The following is a 21,027-nucleotide window of genomic DNA, read 5'->3' as shown; positions in this document are numbered from 1 at the left end:
TTTAAAAACTGAATTAACAGGTACGTTTTGTCTTGTTTAGTTTTCAAAGATCATTTTCACTTCTTGTTGAAGCGACTTTACTAATATAACATTTTGACTTTCTTTTGTCAAATGTTTTTTTGATTTGTTTTCCCGCCGCTGTGAGCTTGTTTTCTCAGAAGCGCATCAGCGACGTTTAATAATATAACACGGTCAAGAATCAGAGTCAACACCTTTTTTAAAAGAATATCCTCGGTGATAGACAGCCTGTCCTTTCGTTTCTATCTGGCAGACGTTGATAAGTCCCTTTTCTGTCAAGTAATCAAGCATAACGCCAAGATCTTGGGTAAAGTGCTTTAGGTCATGATGTTGAAGAAGCTCACCGAATTGCCAAATGTCTTTTTCTTTCATTACTTCGAAAAGATGCGCCGAACCGATCTCGGCTTTGGAATGGATGAGAAAATCATTTGCTAAGAATAATAATTCAAGTCTTTTTTCCAGGCTCTCGTGACTTTCAATCAGCTCGGAATATAACTTGTACACTTGCGGCTCCATCTGGCGCACTTGGCTCCACACCGTGGTTTCGGGATGGAATCCTCTGTCGATTACTTCAATACGTGCTAAATGATGCAGCGCATGAACAACGGCGTTGTAGGCATCTAAAAATTGATTGGCTTCAAAAAAAGCTTTCCCTTCAACATACCTTCTGATTAATTTACCGTATTCGAGTCCGATCTTCAGTTTACGTTCGGCAAACGGAAATGTATTCAGCCTGTCAATCAGTTCAACTACGTATTCATTACGGTCAAACAAAACTCTGCCATTTACAATCCAATCTATGATTCTTCTATTTGTTCCGAGCAAAATCCATTCTTGAATCTGAGAATCTGTTACCACATGCAAAGAAGCTGTTTGATGATCAAATTCATAATGCTTTATAAAAACTGGCTCATCAGCATCCTTTACAATCACCAGCAAAGCTGCATCAAAGTTATCTGTTAAGGAAGATGTTTTGTTTCTTCTCTCAATCATAATGACAGCCAATGTGTTGGGATGACTTGCTCTTTCTTGGTAAATTGGACGGAGAAGATTTTCCATCACTATTCCTCCAATACAATTGTTCAAATTTTTTATTCTCTATTTGATTCAATTCTATGGTTAAAACGAAATTCCTTTTTTCTAAACACATTGAACTATTATAAACAATTTCACAGTAACTCTCCATATATAAATTCCAGTTCACCCGAAAACATGAAGAAAATCCCATCGGGTTTGTGCTATAGTTAAATCAGAGGGGGATGGACATGGCGAAATACTCCAGCAAAATTAATAAAATCAGAACATTTGCGTTAAGTTTGGTTTTCGTTGGGTTTATCATTATGTACATCGGGATCTTTTTTAAAGAGTCAGTTTTGCTATCTAGTTTGTTTATGATACTTGGACTTTTATCCATTGGTCTCAGCACGGTTGTTTACTTTTGGATCGGAATGCTTTCGACCAAAGCGGTTCGCGTCATTTGTCCGGGCTGTGAAAAAGAGACAAAGGTTTTAGGAAGAGTCGATATGTGCATGCATTGCCGAGAGCCGCTGACTTTAGATAAGGGATTAGAAGGAAAAGAATTTGATGAGTCTTATAATAAAAAGAAAATGTCGAAATAAAATAAGCTGACCGTCTCGTGCGGTCAGCTTATTTTTAATGATTTTCTTTTTTCGAACACTCTTGGCAGACGCCGTAAATTTCTAAACGGTGGTGGCTTACCTTGAAGCCCGTGACGTGGGCAGCGAGCTGTTCCACTTCATCAAGGCCCGGGTAGTGGAAGTCCACAATTTTACCGCAGTTTTCGCAAATCGCGTGATAGTGATCGGATGTCACAAAATCGAATCTGCTGGAAGCATCACCGTATGTGAGCTCTTTTACCAAACCTGATTCCCGGAACACACGCAAATTGTTATATACTGTCGCTACGCTCATGTTAGGAAATTTCCCTTCCAGAGCTTTATATATATCGTCCGCTGTTGGATGAGCCATAGAGTTAACGAGATATTCCAGAATCGCATGACGTTGAGGAGTAATGCGAACTCCGGTTTCCTTCAACGTTTCTAAGGCTTCTTTTAGTTCATGTGCAGCCATCCGTCATGCACCTCTCTTCTAAAAAAAATTCTTACATTGTAATGTTTATAATTAGTGTAACTCTTCCTACGATAATTTGTCAATTGATATCAGGGTAAAAGTAAGCATAGGCTCATAGAGATTTACTTTTCCGACATATCTTTGAGGGTTTGAAGCGCTTCGGCTACATGGTCCTTTACTTTTACCTTTCTCCATTCTTTAATGACCCGGCCTTCTTTATCAATTAAAAAAGTGGAACGCTCGATTCCCATATACTCTTTTCCGAAGTTTTTCTTCAGCTTCCACACATCAAACGCTTCTGCCAGCTTATGCTCGTCATCAACAAGAAGCCGAAATGGCAGGTTATGCTTCTCTTTAAATTTTCCGTGTTTTTCCTGGCTGTCCGGGCTGACGCCGATAATGACGGCATCCAGTTCGGCGAAGCTTTCGTGACTGTCCCGAAAATCGCATGCTTCAGTTGTACATCCCGGTGTCATGTCTTTTGGATAAAAATAAAGCACGATGTACTTTCCTTTATAATCCGATAATTTTACTGTTTCCCCATGATCGCCTTTTAACTCAAGATCAGGCGCTTTTTGTCCGATTTCTATAGTCATTACGTTACCTCCGGATGTTTTTTTATTAAGCGTATCCAATTCTTGTCCAGATTACAACTATCTCAGCTGAATCTGAATCCCGAAGCCATTGTTCTTGTTCGGAAGCATGCTACAATAGAAAGGACGCATGGAGATATAGGAGGTTTTTATTCTTGCATACAAAATCAATTGAACTTCACAATGAGGCATTACAGCACATTGTCGGCGGTGTAAACAGCCCGTCTAGATCATATAAAGCAGTCGGCGGCGGTTCTCCTGTTGCAATGGAGAAAGCAAGCGGCGCTTATTTTTGGGATGTGGACGGCAACAAATACATCGATTATTTAGCGGCGTACGGTCCGATTATTACAGGACATGCCCACCCGCATATTACAGAAGCGATTAAAAAAGCGGCAGAGAACGGTGTATTGTATGGAACACCAACGAAACATGAGGTTACATTTGCAAAGATGCTCAAAGAAGCCATTCCCGCTATGGACAAAGTAAGATTCGTCAATTCGGGAACAGAAGCCGTTATGACGACCATCCGCGTGGCTCGCGCATATACAGGCCGGACAAAAATTATTAAATTTGCGGGCTGCTATCACGGGCATTCGGACCTTGTGCTTGTCGCCGCAGGCTCTGGCCCGTCCACTCTCGGCACACCAGACTCAGCCGGTGTACCGAAAAGCATTGCAAACGAAGTGATCACAGTTCCATTTAATGATATCGATAGCTATAAAGCGGCTCTTGATAAATGGGGCAGTGAAATCGCGGCGGTTCTCGTTGAACCGATTGTCGGCAACTTCGGTATCGTCGAGCCGAAAAAGGGCTTCTTAGAAAAAGTAAATGAATTGACACACAATGCAGGCGCTCTCGTTATTTACGATGAAGTCATTACGGCTTTCCGCTTTATGTATGGCGGCGCGCAGGATCTCTTACAGGTGAAACCGGATTTAACAGCACTCGGAAAAATTATCGGCGGCGGACTTCCAATTGGCGCCTATGGCGGCAAACAAGAAATCATGGAACAGGTAGCTCCGCTAGGGCCTGCTTATCAGGCAGGAACAATGGCAGGGAACCCAGCTTCCATCCTATCAGGCATCGCTTGTCTGGAAGTGCTCAAAGAGGAAGGCGTGTATGAAAAGCTTGATCACCTTGGCGCTATGCTGGAGGAAGGCATATTACAGCATGCAGAAACACACGGCATCACGATTACTGTCAACCGGTTAAAAGGCGCACTCACGATTTATTTCTCTGATGAGAAAGTCGAAAATTACGAGCAGGCTGAACGTAGTGACGGAGAAACGTTCGCGACGTTTTTCAAACTGATGCTGGAACGCGGAATTAATTTAGCACCTTCTAAATATGAAGCCTGGTTTATTACAACAGCACATACAGAGCAGGATATTAAAGACACGCTTGCAGCGGTCGAGGATGCTTTTAAACACCTTAAAAACTAGAATCAGACAACTTGGACAGGAGCATTGAGCTCCTGTTTTTTTATGGATTCAAACAGTGTGTAAGATTTTGGTCTTTTTCTAGAAAAATAGCTTGAATATTTGTGTTGATCCCTGTATATTACTTAATTGTTTAGCAAATAAACTTACCGGGAATTTTAAGGATTAGCCATTTGCTATGTTACACAATTTACTATAGAAAGGAATGCACGCACAAACCAATGAAACTTGGTGCCCGCATTTTCAAAACCGGGATTGCGATTACACTTGCCCTTTATTTGGCTTCGTGGATCGGGCTTCCCGCGCCGATTTTCGCTGGGATTGCAGCGATATTTGCGATCCAGCCGTCGATTTACCGCTCTTTTCTCATTATTATTGACCAGGTTCAGGCAAATATCATCGGAGCTGTGATTGCCACAGTGTTCGGCCTTATTTTCGGACCCAGCCCGATTATGATCGGGTTAACAGCAGTTATTGTCATTACAATCATGCTGAAACTTAAAATTGAACATACAATTTCGATTGCTCTTGTAACAGTTATTGCGATTTTAGAATCCGCCGGTGACGACTTTTTAATGTTCGCGCTGATCAGAACAAGCACTGTGATCTTAGGGGTGCTTTCTTCCTTTATCGTCAACCTTGTGTTTTTGCCTCCTAAGTACGAAACAAAGCTGATTCATAATACCGTCGAAAACACCGAAGAAATTATGAAGTGGATAAGGCTGTCCATGCGGCAGTCAACAGAGCATTCGATTTTGAAAGAGGATATTGAAAAACTGAAAGAAAAAATGATCAAGCTTGATCAGACATATCTGCTATATAAAGAAGAGAGAAGCTACTTTAAGAAAACGACTTATGTAAAATCAAGAAAGCTTGTCTTGTTCAGACAGGCCATTATTACTGCAAATCGGGCGCTTGATACATTGAAGAAACTGCATCGTTTGGAAAACGAGATCTATCATATGCCGGAAGAGTTTCAGGAAACACTGACTGAAGAGCTTGATTACCTGCTTTACTGGCATGAACTGATTTTGATGAGGTTTGTCGGCAAAATCAAGCCGCATGATGACGCAGATGAAGAAGGCATTCGATATAAGCAGCTTTTAACAAAGTCATTTTTAAAAAATCAGCAGAATACGGATGAGGAGCTTATTGATTACAACATGCTTAATATTATGGCAAGTGCCGTAGAATATCGCGAGCAGCTTGAACATTTGGAAACACTTATCACAAGTTTTCAAACGTATCATCCGAAAGACTGCGAAATAGAAACAGAAGAGTAACCCGGTTAAACAGCCGGGTTTTTTTATATACAAAAAAATCTTATATCCTTCGTTAAAAGGATATAAGATTGATGTTTTAGTTCAAATTTTGAATGGTAAATAAGTGCTTGTACTGGCTCTCATAGTCCATGAGTTCATCATGGGTTCCGATTTCAATGATTGTGCCGTTTTCCATGACAACAATCTTATCCGCATGGGTGATTGTCGATAAACGGTGGGCGACAACAAAAGTTGTTCTATCCTTCGCCAGTTTGTCCATCGCTTCTTGAATGTAATGCTCACTTTCCAAATCCAGAGCTGATGTAGCTTCATCTAAAATGAGGAGCGGCGGATTTTTCAGGAATACCCGCGCAATTGAGATCCGCTGCTTTTGTCCGCCTGAAAGCTTAACGCCTCGTTCTCCCACCCGGGTCTCATATCCTTCTGGAAAACTCATGATAAATTCATGGGCATTTGCAGCTTTGGCGGCTTCGATTATCTCTTCAAGTGTGGCATCAGGCTTGCCGATCGCGATATTTTCCCGAATCGTTTCACTAAATAAAAAGGTATCCTGAAGCACCATACCAACCTGGTTGCGAAGGCTTCTTGCTTCATAATCGCGAATATCCGTCCCATCAATCAGCAGTCTGCCGCTTGTTACATCATAAAATCTTGGGATCAGGCTGACGAGCGTTGATTTTCCTCCTCCGCTCATGCCGACGAGAGCTACAGTTTCTCCTCTATTTACTTTTAAGGATACATCATGAAGAATATTTTCTTTGTCCTTCTCATATTGAAACGAAACGTTTTGAAACTCCACTCCTCCGCGAATCTGATCGGCCTTTATCGCATTTGGTTTGTCAGTGAGTTCATAGGGCTCGTCAATAAATTCAAACACCCTGTCCATTGATGCGATTGACTGTGTCAAAGTTGTAGAGGAATTGATCAGCCTTCTAACAGGGTTGTACATTCTGTCAATATATCCGACAAACGCGACCATTGTTCCGACTGTCAGCGGTCCATTAATGACAAAATACCCGGCGCACGCTATGACGATGAGCGGCGCCAAATCTGTAATGGTATTAACGACCGCAAAGGTTTTGGCGTTCCAATTCGTGTGGCGGATGGCTTTATCTAAGAAATGGCTGTTTTTCTCATTAAATTGAGCCTGTTCATGATCTTCTATCGCAAAGCTTCTGATGACAGGCATGCCTTGAATGCGTTCGTGCAAATGCCCCTGCACTTGAGCAAGAGCCTGTGAGCGCTCCCTTGTCAGCTTTCGTAAACGGCCGTAAAAATACTTCACTGAGATTCCGTATAATGGGAATAATACGATAGAGATCAGCGTTAATTTAACGTCCAGTGTGAGCATGATAGAGATTACAATCAAAATCGTCAGCATATCGAGCCATATATTCATCAGCCCTGTGATGACGAAATCCTTTGTTTGTTCTACATCATTAATCACTCGGGAAATGACTTCCCCTGTTCTTGTATTCGCGTAAAAACGAAGGCTCAGTTTTTGTATATGGTCAAACAGCTTAGCTCTTATATCATAAAGCACCTTGCTGGCAGTCCACTGGGCAAAATATTGCCGATAATATTCAACAGGCGGGCGCAAAATTAAAAATAAGGCGAACATGATCGCCATAATCGTGAACAATGACGTGGTTTTGTCACTGGCCGTGCCGCCTCCTTGAATAATGTCGTCAACTACGTACTTCAGAAGCAATGGGAGAGCAAGCGGAATGGAAAATTTTACGATCCCGATTAACACTGTAACGAAAATTTGCTTCTTATAAGGTTTGACGAATTGCATGTAGCGTTTCATAACCCCCACGTTGATTCCCCCTCTCTCTTTATCATGATGTGTGTGAGCCCATGTGAAAAACCTGTTGTACCCCGCAACAGGTTTTTACGTAACCATTATTTTGTATAGCGCAAATACCGTTCATACCACATATCGACAAACTCGGGCGCAAACGGTCCCTGACGCTGGTGAATCCAATGGAGCAGCGTATTTAAGTAGTCTCTTAAAATACTGTCGATTTCTTTTGGATAATTCATGGCTTTCCGATGATCATCATATTCGTCTTCATCGAGAATATTGTAGGTCATGTCAGGAAAAACCTTAACATCTAAGTCATAATCAATATATTTAATTGCTTCGCCATCATAGGCAAACGGAGAACTGATGTTGCAATAATAATGAACCCCGTCTTCCCTCAGCATCCCGATGACATTAAACCATTGTCTTGCGTGAAAATAACAGATTGCGGGCTCTCTGGTTATCCATGTCCGGCCGTCTGATTCGGTTACCATCGTCCGGTCATTGGCTCCGATGACACACATTTCTGTACTTTTTAAGATTGTTGTCTCATTCCAAATTCTATGAATCAGCCCGTTGTGCTTATAGCTGTGAATTTGAATGGTTTCTCCTTCCTTGGGATAGCCCATATTTCTCCCCTACTTTCTATAAAGCCCTACAGTTAGTATGTCCAAATTTGCTTACCGACAACGTCTTTTACCTATTATAACGTTACAAATTGAAAAATGAAAATAAAAGAGCCATTCCGGCCGGGGAATGGCACATTCCTGCACTACACAAAGGAAGACGGCTTTTCTGAGCTGCGATATGAACGAATGACCTGCTCTGTCTGCTTTTGAAACATATCCTGTATATCGGCAAGGTGTTTCCGTTTTACCGCAATTTCAGCCTGAATCCCACGCAGCCTTGCATCCCTTTCCAAATGCCGGAGTTCCGCCTCAATTTGTTTGCAGCGGTCGAGCTCTGATTGGAGATCGAGAAGCTTATCCATCGTTTTCATCTGTTCACTTACCAGCTTTTCAAATTCCGTCATCGGTTCCTCCTTCAGCCTGATGAAAGTATAAACGTTTCCTCCTTTAATCATTTCGATCTCCATAAAGCAAACCCTTTGACTCATTCTGTAGACCTTCCACAAGTTTTGTCGTTTTTCAAACAGAAAAAAGCACTTCCACCCGAAGATGAAGTGCTTTTTTCTGTTTCAGTGATTAGCTGTTTTGTTGTTTGTTTTGTTCAGCAGATTGGTTTTGCTGTCTTACCTGCTGTACGTCAGTTTCACTAGCGAATTCAGTGCCGAATTGACCTTGTTGTCCAGCTGATTGCTGGTTTTGTTTTCTGACTTGCTGAGCGTTTGTTTCGCTAGCAAATTCAGTGCCAAATTGACCTTGACCAGCAGCTGATTGTTGGTTTTGTTTTCTAACTTGTTGAGCGTTTGTTTTGCTGAAGTTATTTGAGTTAGCCATTGTTATCACCTCCACGGTCATTAGAATGTGCAGGTGATCGTATAGCTATTCCTCTTTTTTAAAAATTTTTAAACCAGCAGTGAGCGTCCGCCGTCAACGATAATTGTCTGTCCGCGGATCATGTCAGCCTTGGAAGACACTAGAAACTCAACAGTATCAACCATGTCTTTAATTTCGACCATGCGTCCCGCCGGCGTGTTTTGGCGCGCATCCTCAAGCAGATCTTCTCTATTCGGGAAGTGTTTCAGCGCATCTGTGTCGATCGCTCCGCCTGAAACAGCATTGACGATAATTTGTTTTGGTGAAAGCTCAACCGCAAGATAACGGGTTAAAGCCTCTAACGCTGCTTTTGATACACCGACCGTGGTGTAGTTTTCAAGATAGCGGATAGAGCCTAATGAACTGATGCTGACAATATGCCCGCCTCCGTTCTTCTCCATTAGCTTTGCAGCTTCCTGAGCGCAGAAAAGCAATGCTTTCGCATTAATGTTCATCGTCCAGTCCCAGTGTGTTTCTTCTAATTCCATGACAGGCCTTAGTACTCCTGAAGCGGCATTATTGACAAAAACATCAAGTCTGCCGAACGTTTCATCAATTTGCTGAAACATTTCTTTGATTTTTGCAGGCTGTCCTACGTTTGCTTTTACGACAAGCACTTTAACGCCAAGCTTTTCGATTTCTTCCGCTGTTTCTAATGCTGCTTTTTTGCTGCGTGCATAGTTAATGACGATGTTATAGCCGTTCTCAGCAAGTCTGATCGCGGCCGCTTTTCCGACACCGCGGCTGCTTCCTGTTACGAGTGCACATTTATTTTGTTCCATTTTTCCTCATCTCCTTGTAGCGTATAGTTCTTTTATTTCCACAAACAATAATGGCAAGAACTTTAAAGGGGGTCTTCTGTTATGTATGTCGGACGTGATATGAGCGAGTTGAACATGGTTTCCAAAAAAGATTGGAAGAACAGTGAACTCGCTTATTTTCATCATGCCTTTCAGCAAATTATGCCTTATTTGAACGAAGAAGGCCAATCAAAATACCGGGAATTAACGCAAGAAATTGAAGCGCGCGGCGGAATGAAGCGCAATGAAGCGGACTACAGCCACGGCACGCGCGTCTCTTACGATTAAGAATGGTTTACGGAGCAGCCGAGATAGCGGCTGCTTCTACTGCCATCTTCCAGATTTTTTGATGTGACACCGGGAACGCAAATTGTTCGAGCTCTTCTTTCGTTACTATTTTCAGCTCGCTGGTATCCGACACTTGTTTTACTTTACCGAAAAACACTGAAATATTCCATACCAGGTGGGTGAAAACATGCTCGACTACACCTTGCAGATCACTGATATCAGCTTGTATTCCATATTCGTTTTCTAAGAAAGCAATGAGCTGTTCACGCTCAGTTTTGATCCCTTTTTGTGTTTCAAGATTAGGGAATTCCCACAGGTTGGCGAGCAAACCTTTAGACGGCCGTTTGTGGATATACACTTGTCCGTCTTCATCAGTCAGTACGATCGCAGCCATGGTTTTGATCCCGGGCTTTTTCTTTTTGCTTTTTACCGGAAGCTCCCGTTCAGTGCCTTCTTCAAATGCTGAGCAATGCTGCTGAACCGGGCATAGCAGGCATGAGGGTGATTTTGGCGTACAGATCAAGGCTCCAAGCTCCATCAAGCCCTGATTAAATTCAGATGGTTTTTCTTTGGAAATAAAAGCCCGTATGGCGTCTTCAAAGATCGTTCTTGTTTTTGGTTTGGCAATATCATCCCAAATAGAAAGAATTCTGGACATGACACGCATCACATTTCCGTCAACCGCGGGAATGGGTTTATTGTAGGCAATGCTGAGCACCGCTCCCTTTGTATAAGGACCGACGCCTTTTAACCCGCCAAAATCTTTCTCGTCTGGAGGGACAATGCCGCCGTATTCCTGTTTCACTTCTTTTACCGCGCTTTGCAGGTTTCTGACTCGCGAATAATAGCCGAGCCCTTCCCATGCTTTCAGCACCTTTTCTTCATCAGCATCAGCGAGCGCTTCCACTGTCGGGAATTGTTCCACAAACCGGAGAAAGTAAGGAATCACTGTCTCTACTCTCGTTTGCTGCAGCATCACTTCAGATACCCACACCTTATAAGGATCTTGGTCCTCTCTCCACGGCAAAACGCGCTGCTCTCGTTCAAACCATGAGATTAAATCATCGCGAAATTGCTGTATGTCTTTTTGTTTTAATTTGTCTTCAAGTACGTTCATATGTGTTTCTCCCCAGTCTTTCGCGCCCCGCTTTTCTTTAGACTGTTTTTTGTTGTACACTAAGGGCACAGTACGATAATATGTTACATTAAATAGTAATAAAGAAAAAGCGGAAACATATGAGAACGATTGAATCAGTTTAAAAATTGGGTATATGAAAATGGGGAATTTCTTACAAAGTGAATGTGCAGGATCATCCTGCAAGGAGGTCACCTATGGATACGGGCACACATGTCGTTATGGGCATCGCACTGGGCGGTATTGCGACGCTTGATCCTGTTGTCGGATCAGATCCGGCAATGGCTCACGCTGTTATGATCGCAACGCTTGCGGGCTCTCAGGCTCCGGATATTGATACTGTGTTAAAGCTTAAAAACAATGCTGTTTATATAAGGAATCACAGAGGATTTACCCATTCAATTCCCGCCGTTTTGTTTTGGTCTGTCATCATCCCGGCGATTCTGTATTTATTTTATCCTCAGGCCGATTTTCTGCACCTGTGGCTGTGGACACTGCTGGCAGTCGTTCTGCATGTCTTTGTTGATATATTCAACGCCTATGGAACACAAGCCATTCGTCCGTTTTCGAAAAAATGGGTTGCGCTCGGGCTGATTAATACGTTTGATCCGTTTATTTTTATCAGCCATCTGGCAGCTATCGCGATTTGGTATGCAGGCGGGAGTCCCGGCATCACGTTTCTCAGCTTATATATCATATTGGCAGGCTACTACTTGGTGCGCCTGATCATGCAGCTGAGAATTAAACGGAAGCTTCATGAGATGATTCATGATGAGATCGAAAGCATTATTATTTCTCCAACGATGAAATTCAGGCAATGGCGAATCGCAGTGACGACAGCACATGCTTTCTATGTAGGAAGAAGCATGGAAGGACATGTCGTGATTCTGGATACATTTAATCGGGTGCCTGTTCCTGAAACCGATGTAATGCATGCGGCAAAGCAGGATGATAACATCGCGGCGTTTCTGTCATTTTCTCCGGTTTACCGGTGGGAAGTGGATACGTTTAAAGATCATTATGAGGTGAGATTTATCGACCTGCGCTATCGGAGCAAAGGCCATTATCCGTTTGTCGCAATTGTTCACATCGGCCATGATCTCACGATTCGTTCGTCCTATACGGGATGGATATTCAGCGAAGAAAAACTTCAGAAAAAATTAAAGCTCGGCTCTATATAGAGCCGGGCTTTTTACGTCTTATATAGAAAACAGCAAGCAGCAGACTGACGAGAGATATGAGCGCCGATATTTTGAAGTATGGCGGATAGTAAGTCAGCTCAATGTGATTGTCTCCCTTTTGCGCCTTGAAGCCTATAAAAGCATAATCCGCTTTTTCGATCTTCTGTGTTTTTCCGTTGATCTTCAGCTCCCAGCCTTTTTCATATGGGATCGGAAGCATGATGTACTGGTCTTTTGACAGATGATATGCAAAGGTCAGTCGATTTTTGTTCCAATTCAGTTTGTCTGCTGTCTCTGTTTTATTTTGCATTACAGCGTTTTTCAGCGTTTGGTAATTTTCTTCATAGAGCGCTATGTTTCTCAGCTCATAGGTTCCTTTCGGAAGATGGATTGAGATATGTCCTGATTTAGGCACTCTTACCGTTATATTATTTACTCCGGTTTTATATATCGATTTGTTCGATTTCCTTGTTGTGACATAATCATTTACCTTTAACGTAAATCCTTTGTCTTTTGCTTTGCTTTTCAAATAAAAGCTGACATAGTAGTCTCCCTGAGCGGATGATGGCTGTTTCGGGGTGATGATCAGCTCTCCTCCGTTTTCTCCAGTTACGGTTAGCAGCCCGTTTTGATACTGGGCTTGTTTTGCGGTAATGTCCGACTTGGTGATCAAATTGGACGGTTTTGGTGTCTGCTCCGTTTTTCCTGATGGATCTTTTAATATGATTCCTTTCAGCATCGCCTGTTCTTTCGCAAGAGCGGGCAATCGGTCCAGCTCACTTTCGCTGTATATGGCATCGGCTGTTTTGACGAATGGAAGCATGTACTGATTCTCATAAACTGCATAATGCTCTGTTTCTAAATGCTTTTTGAAGCCGTACGGGACGCTGGCTTCGTTTGTTTTTTCGGTCATATAATATTTGCCGTAAAGCAGGCTGTATAAATTCGCCCTGTCTCCCAATGACGCGTAACGGCTAACGCTTTCCCTGCCCATATCGATACTTAAATCATTCCAATAGAAGGCCAGCAGATCTTTGTTTAAAATGCTGGAATACGCGCTGAAGCCATTAAACCCGTAAATGATTGGCGTATTATTGCGGACCCCGTTCATCCAGTCGATTCTCATGAGCGGATCATCGTCTTCCTTCTGTAAACGTCTAATGAGCTCAGATGATTCCCGCCCTCTGTATTCCTCACTTGTAAGATATTCTTTTGTCACACTGTCCAAATCGCCGCCTTCTGAGAGTGCGTATTTTTGATAGGAGTTGGCGACAAACAGTGAAGAAAGAATGATTATACCGTACACAGCCATTTTTGCCCGTTTTTTCGCAAAAGCTGCAGCAAACAAGGCTGCGATTGTCATGAGTAAGAGCAATAGAATACTTTCATTCGCAGGCTTCCATATATCGAGCTTATACCTTTGAATATGATACAAGTAAAGAAGCAGGACGACAGCTGCGGCCGGGAGCAGTTCTTTCCGTTTCAATTCAGACAGCTGTGACAAACCAGCCGCAGCTGCTCCCGCAATGGTAAAGGCCAGAACATATTCAAACCGGTTTTGCGGGGCGGAAAAGCCGTTAAAGACGCTTGCCGCATACGGACTGAAATGAAAAAGAATAAACAGCAGGCTCAATCCGGCAAAGAGACGAAACACACGGTTTTTGTAAAAAGAAATAATAAACAAAAACAGCAGAAAAGCGGCCGGCACAATGATGATCCGGCTCGAAAATAAGATATTATCATCGAAATTGAGCCACTCTATTTTCTGGCTGTATGGAGGGCGCAGGTTGTTTAAATAACCGTATACCACCGGCACAAACGCCGCCGCACTGATGCCAAAAGAAATGAAGCCTGAAACCAGAAATAATCTGATTTGAATCCATCTTTTCTCTTCATGTGGTTCCAAACGGATCAGCCATCTGAACAGCACATAGATTCCGATGAATATAAGGTTTATGTATGCAAAGTAAAAATTATTGATTAACGTCAGCGAACACGCAACGATAAACCACGCCGGGCGCCGCTCTCTAATAATTTTTTCTGCGCCAAGCACAAGCAGCGGAAGCCAAACCATTGTATCGGTAAAAAATTCCCAATATGCTTCGTGACGGAAATAAATAATTGAGACGCCGTATAACACAGCTCCCGTGAACGATGCCGCCCTGTGCTTGAGAAGATAATGAAAAACAGAAGCGGACGTAAAGATGATCAAACTCAATTTGAAAATACTGATAAAAACAGCTGACTCAGCCCAAAAAAGCGTATCCGCTTCTCCGATCAGCTGGACGGCTTGAAGCAGCCAAACAGCGGCGGACGCAGCAATAAAAAGAAAAGAAGCAGAAAAATAATAGCCGAGCTGACTGAATGTGCCGCCGCCAAGTCCGAATGAATAATTGTAGAAAAGATTCCCGTTTGTATATTGGTCAAATAATAATTTTTTAAATACGATCATTTGCGCAAGCCCGTCACCCGGACCTGTCATATACCTGCCTTCCGCCCATTCTTTCACAAAAAAAGCGTGTGCCAGAACGGACACCAGCAAACTGGCCGCATAGATCATGATATGTTTTCTTTTCATATGAATTCTCCAGTCTTGCTTTTAAGATAATAAACACGCAAAAAAAGCACTGCCAATGGCGCTTGGTATTTTCAGTGCATTTTTGTCAGACGCCGCATGCTTTTTAATTCGTTCGTTTCAGGCAGGTCTTTGTTCGGGATATTCGCTTCTTTGATCAAATAATGCGGGCGTTTTTTTGTTTCATAATAGATTCGGCCGATATATTCGCCTATAATTCCGAGGCTTAAAAGCTGTACTCCGCCAAGAAATAACACTGCTGAGATAATGGTAAAATACCCAGGCACAGAAATACCGTTAGTCAGAATTTTAACGAATGTGGCAATGATATAAATGATGGAAAGCAGCAGGATGAAAATGCCTGTATAAAAACATAATCTCAGCGGCTTATGATTAAATGAAACGACGCCGTCCATTCCGTAGTTAAACAGACTGCTGAACGACCATTTGGAGGTGCCGTTTTTTCGTTCGACATTTTCATAAAATACAATTTTCTGATCAAAGCCAATCCAGCAAAAAAGGCCTTTTGAAAAGCGGTTTCCTTCGCTCAGCTTCAAAAGTGCATTCACAGCTTGGCGGCTTAACAATCTGAAGTCACCGACACCGTCACGCAAATCGACTTCCACCGCTTTATTAATGAACTTGTAATACATTGATGATAAGAGTGAGCGGACAAAGCTGTCCCCTTTTCTGTTCCTTTGGGCAATGACTTGGTCATACCCTTCTTCGTAGCCTTTGATAAATTCCTTCAGCAAATATGTCGGATGCTGCAGATCGGCATCCATTACAATAACCGCCTCGCCCTGAACATGCTCAAAGCCCGCCAAAATTGCGGCTTCTTTTCCAAAGTTTCGAGAAAAAGATATATATTTTACCCGGCTGCACGTCGTTGCCAAGTCTTTGATCTGCTGAAGCGTGTCATCAACACTTCCGTCGTTTATGAAGAATATTTCATAGTCATAATGAATGTTTTTAAATTCCTTTTTTAAAGATTCATGAATGAGTTTGACATTATACCCTTCATTGTAAGACGGGATAATAATCGAGATTAATCCTTGCTTCATTAAGGCACCTTCTTTTTATTATTCTTTTTAAGTATTGCCTTAGGGGAGTTTTACACAAATCTTCAGTAAGGCTATTCCTTTTTTTAAAGTCGTTTAAACCTGTTTTTTGTTACAATTTTATGGTGACATTCATGATTTTTAATGTTATTTTGTCATGTTTAAAACAGACTATGAAAAAAAACGCACAGAAAAAGTCTGCCATTATGACAGACGGATGAGAGAAATTTTGGCTTATTGGTTCTTAAGATATTCCAAAATCAGCTGATTGACGATGGCTGGCTTTTCGTGGTTAATCCAATGGGAAGCTTCATCAACAAAGATGAGATGTCCATTCGGGCAATGCCTTTCCGTCTCTTTCGCAAGCTTTCTGCTCAAAAAGCGGTCTTCCATTCCCCAGATCATTCGGTAAGGTACTGTTTCGTAAGAGGGTTTCTCTGCCAAGCTTCCTTTTCTGAGGGCTCTGTACCAGTTCAGCATAGCTGTCAGTGCGCCCGGCTGTTTCCACGCTTCTTTGTACCTGCTGACATCCTCGGATGTAAAAAGCGCGGGACGGTCGGATAATCCAATCGCTTTGTCTAATGTTTCATAATCATTTTCCCTTAGTGATGCCTCCGGTATATCGGGGAGCTGGAAGTATGCGATATACGAGCTTTTCAGCCATTGCGGCGGATAAAGCGGCGTTACGGTTTTCATGACGTGCGGGTGCGGGATATTGATCGCGATCAGTTTTTCAAGATATTCCGGGCGTGTGGAAGCCAAATGCCATGCAACAGCCCCTCCCCAGTCATGCCCGATGACAATTGCTTTTTCATCAGTGAATTGCGTAATAAGCCCGATGATATCATCTCTTAATGTATCAATCCGATACGAATCAATTCCTTCCGGTTTGTCACTGAGATTGTAGCCCCGCTGATCAGGAGCAATGACCCGGTAACCCGCATCAACAAGCGGTTTGATTTGATATTTCCAGCCGTACCAAAACTCAGGAAATCCATGGAGCAGGACAATTAACGGGCCATCTTCCGGTCCTGCGGCTGCAACGTGGAGCGTGATTCCGTTCGTATTGACAAACTGGCATTTAACTCCGTCCACTTCTATCTCCTCCTTGACTGTGCGTCATGATTTTCAGCCTTTTCTCCGTCAGCATAAATGTTACGACACAGGCGGCAATCAGCAGGATAAGCTGAAGAATAAACAAGTTTGATCCCAGCAGCAAACCCATTCCCGCAATCACCAAGCCTGACAGGATCATTAATGATGCACTGTAACGGTTCGCTTCATTCCATAATCTTTGATCTGACATTGATCGTCTCGTTCTGTATCCGTACACACTGTTGATCGATTTGGGAGGAAACAGTTTGATCAGTATGCCCGCAATGATCATAAGCCCTCCGCCGACTAAACCCGTCATATCATCATCTCCTTTCTCATTGTTACGTGCAGAAAGGAGAAATGTTTCATGCATAGGCAAAAAGACAAGCCTCGGCCTGCCTTTTTATCGCATTTGTAAATCCTTTGTGTGAATATAGCCTTTAACTCCGCCATAATCGACGAACGCCCAAGTGAAGTCAAATCCTCCATTTTCACTGAATCCCCACCCAAGTATTGTCACCTCTGTTCCAGATGAGAGCTGTTTAGCTTTTCCATTTTCGGGCGTCGGTGCATAGAAGGCTGTCTGTTTCATTGTTTTCGCTTGGCTTGCGGTTTTCATTAAAAAGTGGGTTGAAATATACGCTTTTTTTCCTTTGAAATGAATTTGAGCCCAATCGGCATTTACAAATCCATAGACTTTTACTTTTTGTTCTGATGATACAGTGCCGAGAATGTCACCCTTATGATTTGGCTCAGTCCGGACATTCAGCTTTCCTGTTTTTATGATGTAAGAATCGGATGATGGCATGCTGACAGATATGTCGTGAAGGGGCGCAGCTTTTGCTGCGGGAGCGGAATGAAGTGCTGTCAAACCCAGTCCTGCGGCAGCTGTTAAAGCGAGCATTACTTGTTTCTTTTTCATATAAAGCTCCTCCTCGCATTTTGACAAGATATAAGTGGTATTCCCTGATTGACAGGCTGGTGAAACATGTTTTGTTTATGATTTCTTCCTGTTAAGGTAATTTTAAGAAAATGAAAAAACCTGCCGGTCGTTAACGGCAGGTTTTTAATGCAAAAGGCCTCTGCTTTGATTTAAGTAATCATTCACGTCGTTACGGGAGCTTTGAAAAAGGTGGAGCTGGCCGCCATAGTTTTCAATCCATTGTGTGACGATTTTTTCAGTCATTTTTTCACCTTGATAGGCGTGTCCGGCTTTTGCATAGGTTGCTTCGAAATCGCTCCATAACAATTCCACCCACGTTTTTGCCTGTATATAGCTGATCATCTCGTTCTTTTCCAGAAGCAGATTAGTCAGTTTCTCAATGTACATATTCATGTGTGCAGTCTCCTTTCTTCAGGAAAAAAATAACGCTTTATTACGTGGTGTTCTCCATATACTAACCTTACGTCTTCATCTGGAAAGACGCAACTTTTTGATCTCGAACCTAGGGGGATATGACATGGTCCGAAATAAAGAAAAAGGATTTCCTTACGAAAACGAAAACAAATTTCAGGGTGAACCGAGAGCAAAGGACGACTATGCTTCAAAGCGTGCTGACGGATCTATCAATCAGCATCCTCAAGAAAGAATGAGAGCCTCAGGCAAACGGTAAAGAAGAACAGCTGCATACACTGCAGCTGTTTTTACCCTTTATTGACTTGATATTCGTAGACGCTCTTCTTTTCTGATAAGTGTGCGAAGGTAGAAAGCACAAGTCCGCATGCAGTCATAAGCGCACCTCCTGCAAACAGCCAGGAATAAGAGCCTGTTCCGTTTAAAATCATTCCGCCGATCCATGCACCAAGGGCATTGGCAAGGTTAAATGCTGATACGCTGACAGCTGCGGCAATGGTTGTGCCGCCCTCAGATGAGGAAATGACCTTTGTTTGCAGAAGAGGCGGCGTGCCGAATGCGCATGCCCCGAATAGGAACGTTGCCACAATGGCTGCAGCCGGGTAAATGGCGATGTAAGGAAATACAGCCAGAACACCGATTAAACCGATCATTACGCCGATCATCGTCCGAGTCAGCAAAGGCAGCGGTACTTTTCCAGCAAAGAAATTCCCGGCAACGCCTCCCAATCCATACGCAAAGAGAGCACCTGTAATGCCAACCGTGCTGAATCCGGCTGAATGCCTCAAAATGGGTTCAATAAAGGTGTAGGCGATAAAGACACCGGAATAGCCTAAAATGGTAATCGCGAAGGAAAACAGCACTTGTTTGTGTTTAAAAACCCCCCACTCATTCATAAGCATTGGGATCACTTTTGGTTTTCTGTTCGGCACGGCAGCCATAAGGCCTAAAAATCCGATGACACCAAGTGCCGTAATGATGGAAAACACCGCTCTCCAATTCAGGACATCTCCGAGATAAGAGCCGAATGGAACACCAAGCATTAGAGCCACTGTCAGTCCGCCGTTCATTGAAGCAGCAGCTGCAGCACGCTTTTCCGGCGGAACCATTTCACTTGCGAATACCATGGCAATCGCGAAGAAAGCGCCGTGAATGGATGCAGATAAAATTCTTGAAATGGCCAATACCGTAAAATTCGGCGCCAGTGCGCTCATCAGGTTTGAAAGGATAAATATCGCCATCAGCCCAAGAAGCACAGGCTTTCTCGGAAGCTTGACGGAAATGATGGTGACGAGCGGTCCTGTCAAACAAACGCTTGCCGCATAAGCCGTGACAAGAAGCCCTGCGGATGAAACCTGTATATGAAAGTCATTGGCAATCGACGTCAAAATACCCATCACCGCGTATTCTGTATAGCCGATTGAAAATGTACAAATCATAAGAACAAATATAATAAATTTTACAGATGGGTTTTTGATACTCAACGTCATCGCCTCCTTTGATTTTAAAAAACAACGAGTTTCATCTTAAAAGATTTTTCAAGTGAATTCAATGATTTTTTCTTTAAGAATTCGTGTAAATGTGCTGCAAACAAAAAGAGGCTGATCATCAGCCTCCTGTTACGCTTTATTCTTTTTCTTGCAATACTGAGATTGGCAGCGCTTCCTCTTGCTGAGGGGAAGAGGTTCTGTATCCCCATGCGAAAACGCCATTTAAATAACTGATGGTAAACTCGTCCTCAGTATCTCCCACACGATATGTTTCTCCCGGTGAGTAATCTTCCGGGTTCAGTAAATATGCTTTTGCCATCGTAATTTTCCGTTCGAGCACTGCCAGTTCGTTTATGATTCCATGCTGTTCGGCTTTTCTTGCTTTTTCAGAAAGTAATGCGATTTCGGTATTGAGTTCGTGAGGTGTCATTTGACTGTATCGTTTCTCCATTTCAGTACTCCTCTTCCTGCAGTAATTGCTCGATTAAATCGAGTGAGAATCCTTTGCGGAATAAAAATTGTTTGACCTTCATGGCGCTTTCATATGAGCCGTCATAGCGGTATTTTCTAAACGCTTTTTCCGCGTGAAGGCGCAGCGCTTCTTTCTCTGTGTCTTCATCATTTTCATATTCAATCTGATCCATCGCCGCGCTGATAACATCAAATGAGAAGCCCTTGCGCTGAAGCTGCAGCTGGGCGCGCTGTTTGAGTTCTTTCGTCGAAAGCTTTTTATCTTTTTTGAGAAGCTTTTCAACATGCTTGACCGCTTCCCTTGTCTGATCTTCAAAGGAAAAGGAACTTAGCGCCTCCTTAATTGTATCGTCATCAATTCCCTTCGCTCTTAGCTCTCTGAACAAAACATCAGGGCCTTTTCCGTTTGTTTTTTTGTGAGTGCTGACATAGGCTGCGGCAAATTCCTGGTCGTTTAAGTACTTGTAATCGTTAAGCCTATGGATGACTTCCGCAATGACGGGGGGCGAGGTTTCTTTTTTCTTTAAGTGGTCCTCGACCTCTTTCGTCGACCGCATTCGATAGGATAAAAAGTCAAGTGCACGGTTGAAGCCTTTCTTCACTTCATCGCCGTATTGAATCTCAATGATGTCAAGATCATCGAGTTCTTTTCCCTTCTTGAGCTCAAATTTCACGAGCACATCCGCGTCCACGCTGAAGGCGTATTTATCATCCAGAAAAATATTGAAGCGTTCCGTATTCTTTTTTTGCGTTGATATTTTTGTAATAAACGGCATCTTAATCTCCCTTCTCAGGCCTGAAACGCGTTTTCTTTTATTACAATGAGGTAAAGTATATTTATTAG

The 21,027-nt window shown here is 42.8% G+C and carries 24 protein-coding genes; 6 read left to right on the top strand and 18 right to left on the bottom strand.

The window, feature by feature from the left end; all coding sequences use genetic code 11:
* Positions 1–192: 192 nt before the first annotated feature.
* Positions 193–1,077, bottom strand: a complete 885-nt coding sequence (locus NYE49_RS04725) for a nucleotidyltransferase-like protein (protein WP_003243727.1) — start codon at positions 1,075–1,077, stop codon at positions 193–195.
* Positions 1,078–1,283: 206 nt separating this feature from the next.
* Here NYE49_RS04725 and NYE49_RS04720 point away from each other — a divergent pair, with 206 nt between their 5' ends.
* Entirely contained in the window at positions 1,284–1,637 is a 354-nt protein-coding gene (locus NYE49_RS04720; protein WP_014113119.1) for a YgzB family protein, read from the top strand.
* A 34-nt stretch (positions 1,638–1,671) separates the two neighbouring features.
* Here the strand turns inward: NYE49_RS04720 and perR are convergent, their stop codons facing one another.
* The gene (gene perR, locus NYE49_RS04715) at positions 1,672–2,109 is read right to left on the bottom strand and encodes a peroxide-responsive transcriptional repressor PerR (protein WP_003223285.1); all 438 of its coding nucleotides are present in this window, start codon (positions 2,107–2,109) and stop codon (positions 1,672–1,674) included.
* A 122-nt stretch (positions 2,110–2,231) separates the two neighbouring features.
* A complete protein-coding gene (gene bcp / locus NYE49_RS04710; protein ID WP_015482979.1) occupies positions 2,232–2,705 on the bottom strand; it encodes a thioredoxin-dependent thiol peroxidase in 474 nt (157 codons plus the stop codon).
* A 152-nt stretch (positions 2,706–2,857) separates the two neighbouring features.
* Between bcp and NYE49_RS04705 the strand changes: the two genes are divergently transcribed.
* Both NYE49_RS04705 and NYE49_RS04700 read left to right on the top strand, forming a co-directional pair.
* Complete coding sequence (locus NYE49_RS04705) at positions 2,858–4,147, top strand: glutamate-1-semialdehyde 2,1-aminomutase (protein ID WP_047182320.1); 1,290 nt, start codon at positions 2,858–2,860, stop codon at positions 4,145–4,147.
* 218 nt (positions 4,148–4,365) lie between these two features.
* The gene (locus NYE49_RS04700) at positions 4,366–5,427 is read left to right on the top strand and encodes an aromatic acid exporter family protein (RefSeq protein ID WP_014663280.1); all 1,062 of its coding nucleotides are present in this window, start codon (positions 4,366–4,368) and stop codon (positions 5,425–5,427) included.
* Between the two features lie 76 nt (positions 5,428–5,503).
* Here NYE49_RS04700 and NYE49_RS04695 read toward each other — a convergent pair whose 3' ends face one another.
* The 5 genes from NYE49_RS04695 to fabL all read right to left on the bottom strand — a co-directional run bounded on the left by NYE49_RS04695 (position 5,504) and on the right by fabL (position 9,515).
* Positions 5,504–7,246: an ABC transporter ATP-binding protein gene (locus tag NYE49_RS04695; RefSeq protein ID WP_047182319.1), complete on the bottom strand. Its 1,743-nt coding sequence runs from the start codon at positions 7,244–7,246 to the stop codon at positions 5,504–5,506.
* An 86-nt stretch (positions 7,247–7,332) separates the two neighbouring features.
* Complete coding sequence (locus NYE49_RS04690; RefSeq protein ID WP_003223272.1) at positions 7,333–7,863, bottom strand: DUF402 domain-containing protein; 531 nt, start codon at positions 7,861–7,863, stop codon at positions 7,333–7,335.
* Between the two features lie 143 nt (positions 7,864–8,006).
* Positions 8,007–8,267 carry a YgaB family protein gene (locus NYE49_RS04685; RefSeq protein ID WP_003242708.1) on the bottom strand — a complete coding sequence of 87 codons (261 nt, stop codon included), beginning with the start codon at positions 8,265–8,267 and terminating at the stop codon, positions 8,007–8,009.
* A gap of 172 nt (positions 8,268–8,439) precedes the next feature.
* On the bottom strand, positions 8,440–8,694 hold the full coding sequence (gene sspE, locus NYE49_RS04680; protein ID WP_014476214.1) for a gamma type acid-soluble spore protein SspE: 255 nt from the start codon (positions 8,692–8,694) through the stop codon (positions 8,440–8,442).
* A gap of 68 nt (positions 8,695–8,762) precedes the next feature.
* Entirely contained in the window at positions 8,763–9,515 is a 753-nt protein-coding gene (gene fabL / locus NYE49_RS04675; RefSeq protein ID WP_003223262.1) for an enoyl-[acyl-carrier-protein] reductase FabL, read from the bottom strand.
* Between the two features lie 81 nt (positions 9,516–9,596).
* Between fabL and NYE49_RS04670 the strand changes: the two genes are divergently transcribed.
* The gene (locus tag NYE49_RS04670) at positions 9,597–9,821 is read left to right on the top strand and encodes a hypothetical protein (RefSeq protein WP_003233542.1); all 225 of its coding nucleotides are present in this window, start codon (positions 9,597–9,599) and stop codon (positions 9,819–9,821) included.
* 7 nt (positions 9,822–9,828) lie between these two features.
* Here NYE49_RS04670 and mutY read toward each other — a convergent pair whose 3' ends face one another.
* Positions 9,829–10,938: an A/G-specific adenine glycosylase gene (mutY, locus tag NYE49_RS04665; protein ID WP_015482977.1), complete on the bottom strand. Its 1,110-nt coding sequence runs from the start codon at positions 10,936–10,938 to the stop codon at positions 9,829–9,831.
* 215 nt (positions 10,939–11,153) lie between these two features.
* Here mutY and NYE49_RS04660 point away from each other — a divergent pair, with 215 nt between their 5' ends.
* Positions 11,154–12,137 carry a metal-dependent hydrolase gene (locus tag NYE49_RS04660; protein ID WP_014476212.1) on the top strand — a complete coding sequence of 328 codons (984 nt, stop codon included), beginning with the start codon at positions 11,154–11,156 and terminating at the stop codon, positions 12,135–12,137.
* Here NYE49_RS04660 and NYE49_RS04655 read toward each other — a convergent pair.
* The 6 genes from NYE49_RS04655 to NYE49_RS04630 all read right to left on the bottom strand — a co-directional run bounded on the left by NYE49_RS04655 (position 12,130) and on the right by NYE49_RS04630 (position 18,204).
* Positions 12,130–14,715 (bottom strand): YfhO family protein, encoded by a 2,586-nt coding sequence (locus tag NYE49_RS04655; RefSeq protein WP_047182318.1) that lies wholly within the window; start codon positions 14,713–14,715, stop codon positions 12,130–12,132. The two genes, NYE49_RS04660 and NYE49_RS04655, sit on opposite strands and share 8 nt — an antisense overlap.
* A 71-nt stretch (positions 14,716–14,786) precedes the next feature.
* Positions 14,787–15,776, bottom strand: a complete 990-nt coding sequence (locus NYE49_RS04650; protein WP_123374140.1) for a glycosyltransferase family 2 protein — start codon at positions 15,774–15,776, stop codon at positions 14,787–14,789.
* Positions 15,777–16,007: 231 nt separating this feature from the next.
* Positions 16,008–16,868 carry an epoxide hydrolase EphM gene (gene ephM, locus NYE49_RS04645; protein WP_342410967.1) on the bottom strand — a complete coding sequence of 287 codons (861 nt, stop codon included), beginning with the start codon at positions 16,866–16,868 and terminating at the stop codon, positions 16,008–16,010.
* Positions 16,855–17,187: an SdpC immunity protein SpdL gene (spdL, locus tag NYE49_RS04640; protein ID WP_335450310.1), complete on the bottom strand. Its 333-nt coding sequence runs from the start codon at positions 17,185–17,187 to the stop codon at positions 16,855–16,857. The genes ephM and spdL overlap by 14 nt, the downstream gene beginning before the upstream one ends.
* 84 nt (positions 17,188–17,271) lie before the next feature.
* The gene (locus tag NYE49_RS04635) at positions 17,272–17,790 is read right to left on the bottom strand and encodes an SH3 domain-containing protein (RefSeq protein ID WP_015252515.1); all 519 of its coding nucleotides are present in this window, start codon (positions 17,788–17,790) and stop codon (positions 17,272–17,274) included.
* A 144-nt stretch (positions 17,791–17,934) separates the two neighbouring features.
* Entirely contained in the window at positions 17,935–18,204 is a 270-nt protein-coding gene (locus NYE49_RS04630; RefSeq protein WP_003243789.1) for a YfhJ family protein, read from the bottom strand.
* A gap of 124 nt (positions 18,205–18,328) precedes the next feature.
* Here NYE49_RS04630 and NYE49_RS04625 point away from each other — a divergent pair, with 124 nt between their 5' ends.
* Positions 18,329–18,481, top strand: coding sequence for a small, acid-soluble spore protein K (locus tag NYE49_RS04625; RefSeq protein WP_003223241.1), 153 nt, complete (start codon positions 18,329–18,331; stop codon positions 18,479–18,481).
* Positions 18,482–18,512: 31 nt separating this feature from the next.
* Here NYE49_RS04625 and NYE49_RS04620 read toward each other — a convergent pair whose 3' ends face one another.
* The 3 genes from NYE49_RS04620 to recX all read right to left on the bottom strand — a co-directional run bounded on the left by NYE49_RS04620 (position 18,513) and on the right by recX (position 20,959).
* The gene (locus NYE49_RS04620) at positions 18,513–19,706 is read right to left on the bottom strand and encodes an MFS transporter (protein ID WP_342410966.1); all 1,194 of its coding nucleotides are present in this window, start codon (positions 19,704–19,706) and stop codon (positions 18,513–18,515) included.
* Between the two features lie 142 nt (positions 19,707–19,848).
* Positions 19,849–20,163, bottom strand: a complete 315-nt coding sequence (locus NYE49_RS04615) for a YfhH family protein (RefSeq protein WP_342410965.1) — start codon at positions 20,161–20,163, stop codon at positions 19,849–19,851.
* Position 20,164: 1 nt separating this feature from the next.
* A complete protein-coding gene (gene recX / locus NYE49_RS04610; RefSeq protein ID WP_003243354.1) occupies positions 20,165–20,959 on the bottom strand; it encodes a recombination regulator RecX in 795 nt (264 codons plus the stop codon).
* Positions 20,960–21,027 lie beyond the last annotated feature (68 nt).

The organism is Bacillus sp. FSL L8-0358 (assembly GCF_038593095.1).
Lineage (GTDB): Bacteria > Bacillota > Bacilli > Bacillales > Bacillaceae > Bacillus > Bacillus subtilis.
This window is presented reverse-complemented; position numbering and strand designations above follow the sequence as displayed.